General features: G+C 68.8%; 10 protein-coding genes and 3 pseudogenes. 7 read left to right on the forward strand and 6 right to left on the reverse strand.

Going from position 1 to position 8,817, the window contains the following annotated elements:
- Window positions 1-28: 28 nt before the first annotated feature.
- Window positions 29-481 (reverse strand): annotated as a pseudogene (locus tag J7E96_RS35730) (APC family permease); the annotation flags it as partial.
- A gap of 14 nt (window positions 482-495) precedes the next feature.
- Here J7E96_RS35730 and J7E96_RS35735 point away from each other — a divergent pair.
- The 4 genes from J7E96_RS35735 (at window position 496) to J7E96_RS35750 (ending at window position 2,987) form a co-directional block, all read left to right on the forward strand.
- On the forward strand, window positions 496-726 hold the full coding sequence (locus J7E96_RS35735; RefSeq protein WP_215137895.1) for a hypothetical protein: 231 nt from the start codon (window positions 496-498) through the stop codon (window positions 724-726).
- A 31-nt stretch (window positions 727-757) separates the two neighbouring features.
- Complete coding sequence (locus J7E96_RS35740) at window positions 758-937, forward strand: hypothetical protein (protein ID WP_215137897.1); 180 nt, start codon at window positions 758-760, stop codon at window positions 935-937.
- A gap of 70 nt (window positions 938-1,007) precedes the next feature.
- Complete coding sequence (locus tag J7E96_RS35745; RefSeq protein WP_215137899.1) at window positions 1,008-2,141, forward strand: recombinase family protein; 1,134 nt, start codon at window positions 1,008-1,010, stop codon at window positions 2,139-2,141.
- Between the two features lie 324 nt (window positions 2,142-2,465).
- Window positions 2,466-2,987 carry a transposase gene (locus tag J7E96_RS35750; RefSeq protein WP_251070914.1) on the forward strand — a complete coding sequence of 174 codons (522 nt, stop codon included), beginning with the start codon at window positions 2,466-2,468 and terminating at the stop codon, window positions 2,985-2,987.
- On the opposite strand, the pseudogene J7E96_RS35755 reads toward J7E96_RS35750, so the two are convergent.
- Window positions 2,965-3,963, reverse strand: a pseudogene (locus J7E96_RS35755) (amino acid permease); the annotation flags it as partial. The gene J7E96_RS35750 and the pseudogene J7E96_RS35755 overlap by 23 nt on opposite strands.
- A 267-nt stretch (window positions 3,964-4,230) precedes the next feature.
- On the opposite strand from J7E96_RS35755, the gene J7E96_RS35760 reads away from it, so the two are divergent.
- Window positions 4,231-5,079, forward strand: coding sequence for a polysaccharide deacetylase family protein (locus J7E96_RS35760; RefSeq protein WP_215137903.1), 849 nt, complete (start codon window positions 4,231-4,233; stop codon window positions 5,077-5,079).
- Between the two features lie 37 nt (window positions 5,080-5,116).
- Here J7E96_RS35760 and J7E96_RS35765 read toward each other — a convergent pair whose 3' ends face one another.
- On the reverse strand, window positions 5,117-5,779 hold the full coding sequence (locus J7E96_RS35765) for a class F sortase (protein ID WP_215137905.1): 663 nt from the start codon (window positions 5,777-5,779) through the stop codon (window positions 5,117-5,119).
- Window positions 5,780-6,089: 310 nt separating this feature from the next.
- On the opposite strand from J7E96_RS35765, the gene J7E96_RS35770 reads away from it, so the two are divergent.
- On the forward strand, window positions 6,090-6,575 hold the full coding sequence (locus J7E96_RS35770; RefSeq protein ID WP_215137907.1) for a hypothetical protein: 486 nt from the start codon (window positions 6,090-6,092) through the stop codon (window positions 6,573-6,575).
- A gap of 84 nt (window positions 6,576-6,659) precedes the next feature.
- Here J7E96_RS35770 and J7E96_RS35775 read toward each other — a convergent pair whose 3' ends face one another.
- Window positions 6,660-7,196, reverse strand: coding sequence for a hypothetical protein (locus J7E96_RS35775; RefSeq protein WP_215137909.1), 537 nt, complete (start codon window positions 7,194-7,196; stop codon window positions 6,660-6,662).
- A gap of 177 nt (window positions 7,197-7,373) precedes the next feature.
- Between J7E96_RS35775 and J7E96_RS35780 the strand changes: the two genes are divergently transcribed.
- Entirely contained in the window at window positions 7,374-7,775 is a 402-nt protein-coding gene (locus J7E96_RS35780) for a hypothetical protein (RefSeq protein WP_215137911.1), read from the forward strand.
- A gap of 18 nt (window positions 7,776-7,793) precedes the next feature.
- Here J7E96_RS35780 and J7E96_RS35785 read toward each other — a convergent pair whose 3' ends face one another.
- Together J7E96_RS35785 and J7E96_RS35790 are read right to left on the reverse strand one after the other, a co-directional pair.
- On the reverse strand, window positions 7,794-8,558 hold the full coding sequence (locus tag J7E96_RS35785) for a DUF4239 domain-containing protein (RefSeq protein WP_215137912.1): 765 nt from the start codon (window positions 8,556-8,558) through the stop codon (window positions 7,794-7,796).
- Window positions 8,559-8,575: 17 nt separating this feature from the next.
- Window positions 8,576-8,817, reverse strand: a pseudogene (locus J7E96_RS35790) (hypothetical protein); the annotation flags it as partial.

Genomic DNA, 8,817 nt, shown 5'->3' on the forward strand with positions numbered 1-8,817 from the left:
GGACCGGGACGTCTGTGTGGTCCGGGGGCTACCCCTTGCCGCGCGGATCCCCCGCAGGAGGGGTCTTCGCCAGCGCCGACTTCCGGTACGAGTAGGCGAAGTAGATGATCAGGCCGAGCGCGAACCACACGGCGAAGCGGAGCCACGTTTCCACCGCCAGGTAGGTGATCAGCCAGATCGAGGACACCACCCCGATCGCCGGCACCACCGGCATCCCGGGGGTGCGGAAGCTGCGCGGCAGGTCCGGCTGCCGGTAGCGCAGCACGATCACGGCGGTGCACACCACGGCGAAGGCCAGCAGGATCCCGATGTTGGTCAGTTCGGCTGCCTCGCCGATCGGCAGGAATCCGGCGATCAGCGCCGACGCGATCCCCACGATCCAGGTCACCCGGACCGGCACATGCCGGGTCGGGTGGGTCTTGGCGAACCAGTGCGGCAGCAGCCCGTCACGGCTCATCGAGAACCACACCCGCGTGACACCGCGCGTATGGCGAAGTGAGCTTTAAGTTCCTGATGGAGCTGGCCGCCTGGGACTTCTACCGGGGCGAGGCCCCGGCGCCGGAGCTCATCCGGGCCGTCACCGAGCAGGCCCCCCGGGAGCTCGGCCCCCTGTGTACGTGCGGACTCCCGCACAGCCTCGTTTGTCGTTTTTGCGGCGCCGACATGGGCCGTCACTGCTACCGGCATGACGTAGTCGAACCGCACCGCTGCCGCGCAGCGGGGTGACCCCGCCCTTGTGGGGCGGGAAGGAGGAGCCGTGCAGGACGGCATAGCCGAGGACGGACAGTTGGCCGGCCAGTGGCTCAAGGAGCACTTCGCAGGAGACCCTGACCCGAAGATCGACATCACTCTCATGGTCGGGAAGTCCAACCCGGCTGTCTATCGGGAGGTGTTGGAGATCCTGTTCGGTCCCGAGGGCGTCGAGAGGGCGACATAATGCCGCTACATGAGTGACCCCGGCGGTACGGCGAATACCCCGGGGTCTGGCCAGTCGCGAAAGGACTGACATGACCCAGACTCTCACGAGCTCCATCGAGGTAGCGCAGCGGGCCGTACGCCCCGGGCAGCTCAGGGCCGTGATCTACGCCAGGGTCTCCACGGAGGAACAGGCCAAGGGCTACGGCATCGAAGCCGGCGAGAAGCGAGCCAAGCGGTACATCGAGAAGAAGGACTGGGCGTACATCACCACCTTCGCTGACGAGGGGGTCTCCGGCTCTCTGGACTGGACAGAGCGGGAAGATCTCAACCGGCTCATGGAGATGGCGCAGCAGACGCCCTGCCCCTTCGATGTGGTCGTCGTCCCCGAAGGCCGAGTCATCGGCCGCGTGGACAAGGCGTACTACCCCTGGGTATGGAAGCTCGAAGAGCATGGCGTGTTCGTCGCTGACGCCAAGCTGGATATCGACAACACCACCGACGAAGGCCGCGACAAGATGCGCGAGGAGGCGAACTACGCCTTCAAGGAGTACACGCGCATCCGCTCACGCACGCAGAGCGGCGTCCAGGAGCACGCTGAGGACGGCGGATACACGGGCGGCTACGTCCCGTTCCCCTACCGCGTCGAGAACATGGGCAAGAAGAAGGAAAGCCGGCTCGTGCCCGACGCCTGCGAGCACGGCGAAGGGTGCGCGGAGCGCCACGACGTCCCCGTAGCCAAGCGAGGGCGCACGCTGTTCGTCGAGCATCGCAACTGGGACAAGGCCGCCGACCTTCTGAACGCGGAAGGTCTCTTCACTCGCAGCGGTGTTCCGTGGTCAGGCGCCAACCTCCGCAACGTCATGACCGGGGACGCTCTGATGCATGCCCGGCAGGTCTTTCGCAAGAAGAGCAGGGCGAAGCTGGACCGCAATGGCGAGCCGGTGCACGGCCAGCAGGTCATCATCGACCTGCCCCCCGTCTTCACGGACGAGGAGCGGGAGGAGCTGAAGGCCGCCATCAAGATGGCGGAGAAGGGCCCCTCCCTGAACCGCGGTCGGGCATATCCCATCAGCGGCAGGTTCACCTGCCTCTGTGGCGGTACGTACACGGGATGGAATCCCACCGGGAAGCGCAGCCCGAAGTATCGCTGCAACAAGGGCGGCCCCCAGTGCAAGCTGGTGCCCGCCGAAGTGATGGAGAAGGACGTCTGGCGCAGGGTGTAGGCAGCCCTGAGCGACCAGGAGCGCCTGGAGCGAGTAGCCGCCGACTGGATCGGCGCCGCCCAGAAGCGGGACGTCAACTTCGAGGACCGGATCAAGGATCTCGATACGAAGATCGAGCGGCAGAGGAAGACCGTCAAGGTCACCCGTGCCGTGGCCATCGGTGAAGCGCTGGACCGGGGCCTGGACGAGGCTGAAGCCGCCCAGGAGGCGATCGACGCCGTCCGGCCGCTGAACAAGCAGCTGGCCGACCTGGAGAAGCTGCGGGCGGACACCGCCCAGTGGCAGAAGGAGGCCACGGAGACGGCCATGAGGGCCGACGACCTGATGAAGCTCGCCAAGGCTGCTCAGGAGCGCTTCGGACGCCTCTCGCTGGAGAAGCAGGCCCGGCTGCTGACGCTGCTCGAAGCCGAGGTGACCGTCACTGCGCCGGCCCCGCAGGGCAGGTCCGGCGTACGGTGCTCGCTGATTGCCTGGTTCCGGGAGAACGATTACCGGGTGCCCGAGCTGACCGACGAGGCATGGGAACGCGTGAAGGACATCGTTCCTTCGGCTCCGGGGCGGGACACTCGCCGGGCCCTGGAGGGGATGCTGGAGAAGGTCCGTACCGGGGTCGCCTGGGGCAAGCTGCCCAGGGAGTACGGGGACGGGCAGGCGCTACGGAAAGTCAACGCCGGGTGGATGAAGGACGTCTGGCCCGCCGTGATGGAGCGCCTGAAGGGCCTACACGGAGCCGAGCCGTTCGACCCTACGCCGATCCCGTCCACCCACATTCGCTTGTGGGTCATGCCGGAACTGCTGCTCGGCAGCAATGTTCACTCGGACGCATGCGCGTCACACCCAGCATGAAGGTGAACATCACGGTGAGGATGCCGATGATGGCGCCCACCGCGATCACATCCGCGAGCGCGTCGAGCCCCACAGACTGGAAGGCCGTCGAGAAGCCGCTCTCCGGGTCGACCTCCCTGTAGTTCTGCATGCCGGTGAGCACCAGAGTGGCCAGCACGTACAGCGCCATCGAGATCGCGAGCGAGTACATGATCGCCTTCGGCATGTGCCGCTGCGCGTCCTTGGACTCCTCGGCCGCCGTCGACATGGCGTCGTATCCGAAGACCGCGAAGAACACCGTCGCCGCCCCGGTGAAGGCCCCGCCGACGCCGAAGGGGAAGAAGGGGCTGTAGTTGCTGGTCTTGATGTGGAAGAAACCGACCGCGATCACGACGAGCACGACGAGGACCTTCAGCACTACAACGACCATCTCGAAGCGCGCCGCGCTCTTGATGCCGAGCGTCAGCAGGTACGCGATGAACAGGCACAGCACCGCCGCGAACAGATCGACCTTGTGGCCGCTGCCGGTGCCGGGCGCGCCCAGCATCCAGGTGGGCAGCTCGGCGCCCAGGTCCTCGAGCAGGAAGTTGAAGTAGCCGGAGATGCCGATCGCGACCACCGCCACGATCGCCGTGTACTCCAGCAGCAGGTCCCAGCCGATGAACCAGCCCGCGAGCTCACCGAGGACCACATAGCCGTAGGTGTATGCCGAACCGGCCTTCGGGATCATTCCCGCGAACTCGGCGTACGAGAAGGCGGCGGCCGCGCTCGCCACACCCGCGATGAGGAAGGAGATGAGGACGGCGGGTCCCGCCGTGCCGTTCGCGACCGTACCGGCGAGGGTGAAGATGCCGGCGCCGATGATGCCGCCGACGCCGATCGCGGTGAGCTGCCAGAGGCCGAGTGTTCTGGTCAGCTGCTCGCTCGCGTCGCCCTCTTCGATCTGTTCGATGGGCTTGCGGCGCAGTACGCCCTGTCCCATCCGCAGTCCGGCCATGACTGATACCTCCGCAGACGACTGTCGGCTGATGGCGGCTCATGGTGGCTCAGGTGCGGCTGTGACGAAAGGTGTCGTACGCCAAGTGGCGTCTTCCTCCGCTTGCCCTCTTTTTGGTTACGGCACGACCGTGACCGGCCAGGCGCTGCTGCTCTGTCACGCCATCGAGGCTGTCCGGCACGGACCGGCTCGTCCCATCGGGTACTTCGGCTCCCGCTGCCGGTGTGGGTCGGGCTCCGGGGCCTGCGGCCGTGCGAGCTATTAGTCATGAAAAAGGATCAGATGTATCCGGGGCGCAGGGCGATGCTGCGCCTCGCCGCCTGCCTCGGGGCCGCCACCGCCGTACGGTTCCTCGGCCCGGACCCGGCCCAGACGCCGGGACGCTACCCCTCTGGCCCGCCCCCGGCGGCAGGACCGCAGGCCGGGGCGCCGGTCAGGTTCTCGGCGTACCGGCTGCGGCCCATGACGGCGTACACCCCGCCCAAGTTCAGCCCCGCCCGGCCACCCGTGCGCCGCAGGCCCTTCCTGCGGATGGGCGGGATCGGCCGCAGCATGGTGCTGACCTTCGACGACGGGCCCGACCCCCGCTACACCCCGGACATCCTGCGGACGCTGCGGCGCTACGACGTGCGCGCGATGTTCTTCGTGTGCGGGGAGATGGCGGTCGAGAACCGGGATCTGCTGCGGGAGATGGCCGAGGACGGCCATGTCGTCGGCAACCACACCTGGTCCCATCCGATGATCCCGAGGCTGTCACCGGCCGGCATCCGCGCCGAGCTGGGGCGTACGAGCGACGTGGTCGAGCGGACCATCGGGCACGCCCCCGACTGGTACCGCGCACCGTACGGAGCCTGGAACCGCCGCTCCTTCGAGATCGGCGCGGAGCTGGGCATGGAGCCGCTCGCCTGGACCCTCGACACCCTGGACTGGCGCGAGCCGGGCGCCGGGGCCATCATCCGCAGGGTGCGCCGCGGCGCGGGCCCGGGGGTGGTGGTGCTCTCGCACGACGCCGGGGGCAACCGGAAGCAGAGCGTCGAAGCCCTGCGGACCTACCTGCCGGAGCTGCTGGACGCGGGGTACCGGATCACGGTTCCGAGCGCCGTGCTGCGGGGGTAAGTGCCGTACCCCGGACGCCTCCCTGGGCGCCGCCTGTTCAGTGGGTGGCGACCAGGGAGGCGAAGACGACGACGTTCCCGGTGTAGCCGACCGTCTTCGAATAGCCGCCGCCACAGGTGATCACGCGCAGCTCCGGCCTGCCGAGGTCGCCGTACACCCTGGGGCCGGGGAAGTCCTCCTTCGAGAAGACCTCGACGCCGTAGACCTCGAAGATGGCGGCGCGGCCGTCGTAGCGCATCACCTGGATGCGGTGGCCCTTCTTGAGCGAACCCAGGTTGTAGAACACGGCGGGCCCGACGGAGTTGTCGACATGGCCGACGATCACCGAGGTGCCGCGCTGGCCGGGTGCGATGCCGTTCTGGTACCAGCCGGCGAGGTTGGGGTCCTCCGGCGACGGTGCGTCGATCCACCCCTCCGGGTCGAGTCCCACGTCCACGATGGGCGCGTCGACGTGGATGTCGGGGAGGCGGATCCGGGAGGCCGGGGCGTACGGCAGGGGACGGACGGAGGTGCGGCGCGCCTTCTCGGTGCCGACGACGTCGGAACGGCTGTTCAGGGACGCCGCCGACGCGGGCTGCGGCGGGCCGAGGGACACGTCGGCGCCGTTTCGCATCAGGGCGAGTCCGGTGAGCATGGCGAGGGCCAGGACCCCCCAAGGTGAGCGTTTTCTCGGCTCGGAGCCGGTGTACTCCTGGCCCATGGTGCTCCCTTCGACGCGTCTGTACGGACGCTAAGTGCGCGGGGTGGGGGCTGCGAGACGTGAGGGGCGAACGGGTGGCGCGGCGGCCACGGGGTACCCCATCCGGGTAACTCGTCGTACAAGATATCTGACGGTGTGTGACCTGCGGCTCCGTCAGATCCGGGCGCGTCGCACCGGCGTGTCGCCTCACCGGGGTGGACCAGTCCCAAAATGCGGTAATCGCCCCGGTCGGTGAGTGTTCGTCTGGGAGGCGTTCTCGTCGATCTTCCCGGAGCACCGCTCCGGGGCGCCGTCCCGTGGAGGTTTTACGATGCGTGCTTCACGCGCCTGCCTGGTGACCGCGGTTGCCTGGGCGGCGGTCGGTCTCGCCGCCCCGATCGCCGCCGCCACCAACGGTCCGAGCAACGTCAACGTCAACCCGTTCAGGGTCCACCAGGGCGGTGTGCTGACGGTCAGCGCCTCCGGGTGCGGCCATGGCGGCACCGTGTCGTCCCACGTCTTCCAGCGGACAGCCCATCTTCCGGCAAGTGACACCACGTCGTACGCCACCGCCAAGATCAGGCACAACGCCACTCCCGGCACCTACCACCTGGCCGTCAAGTGCAACGACAACCCCAAGATCGTCACGCACCAGTTCAGGGTCGTCGCGGGCCACGGCGCCCACGGCGGTATCGGCGGATCGGTCGGCCCCTCCGACACGGAGATGCAGGTCGGGGCCGGTCTCGTATCCGCGGCGGCCGTCGGTGGTGGCCTCTTCATCGCACGCAGGCGTCGCCTGAACCGCGCCGAGTTCTGAGCGCGTGCTGCTTGTGTGAACGCCCGTCGCCCCGCGTCCTGACCAGGACGCGGGGCGACGGGCGTGCCGCGATTTCTTGGGGCGTCAGTGCTGGCGGCTGCCGGCGCGCCGGCGGAGAACGAAGATCACGCCTCCGGTGGCCGCGACGACCAGCGCCGCACCGGCGGCGATCTCCCCGGCGTTCATCCCGTCCTGGCTGCCGCCCACGCCACCCCTGGCGGGGCCAGCGGTGGCCGTGGTGGTCACGGTCGGGCGAGGCCTGGTGAAGGTGGGCGTCGGCCGGGCGCCGGCAATGGTGAGCTGCGAGGTGGTTTGCCGGTTGTCGTCACAGGTGTACGTCACCGTGTACATGGCCCCACGCTTCGCGTCCCAGTCGACCGTGGCGGTCGCCATGCCGCCCGGAGGGATCCGGACGACGTCGAACACGTCCGAAGACGCGTCCGCTTGGCCGTCGCACCCCGAGAGGGACAGCGTGACCTGTCCGCCGGGGGCGATGGTGGACGGCGTGGCGGTACCGACCAGCGGGGAGACTTTGCTGCCGACGGCCGAGGCTGCCGGGGCGGTGAGCGAGAGAACGGTGAGGCCGAGCGCGGCGGCCGATGCGAGACGTATCGCGCGCATGGTCAATCCTCCGGGTCCCGAGGGGCAGCGGCGGAATCTTTATCCACACATGGCAGGAAATGCACCTCGATAACCCGAACGCTAGGAGCGGCGACAGCGCCGCGCGATCACAGTCGCGCAAATGGGGTATCGGGGTACGCCACCCGGCGGCCCGCCGTAAGCCGTCACACTGGGCCGATGCGCAGCTTCAGCGAAGATCCGGCACTGCGGCCGCCGCCCTGGCAGCCCCTGGTATTCAAGGGCTACCTGGCCACGGCGACCCTTCACCACGACCGCGTCGACATCAGGCGGAGCCGCCTGGCGAAGCTGGGCGGGAACAAGGACGCCACCGTCGCCCTCGCCGACGTGGTGCGGATCGTCAGCAAGGAACCGACGCTCCTCGTGAACGGTTACGTGTTCCTCGCGACGGAATCCGACCCCGGCCCGCTGAGGGGCTTCGCCGCCCGCCCGGCCGGACAGGTCGCCGGAAACCCGCACACGATCATGTTCACGCTGGCCCGGGCGAAGGCCTTCGCGGCCTTCCTGGAATCCGCCGACGCGACCTGGCGCGCGAACGGCGGGGGCGCGGTGGGGGCGTAGCCCGTCGCTGGTGCCCGTCTATTTCGATGCGTTCGGGAACAGCTCCAGGAACGGGGTCGCGGTGGCTGAGAGGCCGCGGCCGAAGGGGGCGTCGAAGTCCCAGATGAGGAACAGCAGGAACGCGATCAGGGCGCTGTAGAGCCCGGCCAGGAGCAGTTCGCGTCCGGTGCGGCGGATCTGGAGAGTGAAGATCAGACCGACCGCGACCAGGGCTCCGGTGATCAGGCCGAACCAGACGACACCGGGCATGGTGGCCTCCGCGCCCGCGCCGCGCTGGCCGCGGGCGTCGTCCACCTCGGCCACCTGGTCGACCAGCGGCTGGTAGGCCTGGCCCTCGTGGTCGGTCTTCGGTACGTAGTCGGTGACTTCGCGGCGCAACTCGTTGAGGAGTTCGGTGCCGCGCTCCGTGAGGCTGCCGTGGTCGGCCATGTGGCGCCATTCGGTGTTGACGACGTACGTGACATACGCGTCGACATCGCCGCGGATACGGGCCCGGACCTCGGCGGGGTAGACCTCTGAACGGACGCTGACCTCGTGCAGGGCCTGGGCCTCCTGGCGTACGGACTCCTGGGCGGCGCCGCGGCCCTCCCAGACGCCGGCGATGGCGAGACCGAGGACGATCGCGTAGACCACGCCGATCATCATCGTCATGTACTCGATGACGTCCGGGGTTTCGGAGGGGTCGTCGTCCTCGCCTACGCGGCGGTGGTTGATGACCGTGATGGTGAGGACGACCGCGCAGGCGGCCGCCATCGCGATGCTCAGAACGAGCCATTCCGACATGCAGAGATCTCCGTCGGCTAGCGGGAACGGGGGCGCAGCACGGCGGCGGCGAATAGCGCCGGGGCCGTGACCAGGAGGGTGAGGGAGACCAGGGACGGGCCGTTGTGGGGCTCCTTGCGGGTCGCCTGGCGGTACACGGGAATGGCGACCGGTGTGGGGGACGGCGGCTTCGGCCGGGCGGACGGACTGGGCTTGGGCGGGGGAGCGGGCTTGGGCTTGAGCTTGGGGGCGGGAGGAGGAGGCGGCGGCGGTGGTGGTG

The organism is Streptomyces sp. ISL-96 (genome assembly GCF_018614035.1).
Lineage (GTDB): Bacteria > Actinomycetota > Actinomycetes > Streptomycetales > Streptomycetaceae > Streptomyces.

Coding starts and splice junctions, on each gene's coding strand:
- J7E96_RS35775 (WP_215137909.1), bottom strand. CDS start 7,196: ATGCGCGCGATACGTCTCGCATCGGCCGCCGCGCTCGGCCTCACCGTT.
- J7E96_RS35765 (WP_215137905.1), bottom strand. CDS start 5,779: ATGGGCCAGGAGTACACCGGCTCCGAGCCGAGAAAACGCTCACCTTGG.
- J7E96_RS35745 (WP_215137899.1), top strand. CDS start 1,008: ATGACCCAGACTCTCACGAGCTCCATCGAGGTAGCGCAGCGGGCCGTA.
- J7E96_RS35760 (WP_215137903.1), top strand. CDS start 4,231: ATGAAAAAGGATCAGATGTATCCGGGGCGCAGGGCGATGCTGCGCCTC.
- J7E96_RS35780 (WP_215137911.1), top strand. CDS start 7,374: ATGCGCAGCTTCAGCGAAGATCCGGCACTGCGGCCGCCGCCCTGGCAG.
- J7E96_RS35750 (WP_251070914.1), top strand. CDS start 2,466: ATGAAGCTCGCCAAGGCTGCTCAGGAGCGCTTCGGACGCCTCTCGCTG.
- J7E96_RS35785 (WP_215137912.1), bottom strand. CDS start 8,558: ATGTCGGAATGGCTCGTTCTGAGCATCGCGATGGCGGCCGCCTGCGCG.
- J7E96_RS35770 (WP_215137907.1), top strand. CDS start 6,090: ATGCGTGCTTCACGCGCCTGCCTGGTGACCGCGGTTGCCTGGGCGGCG.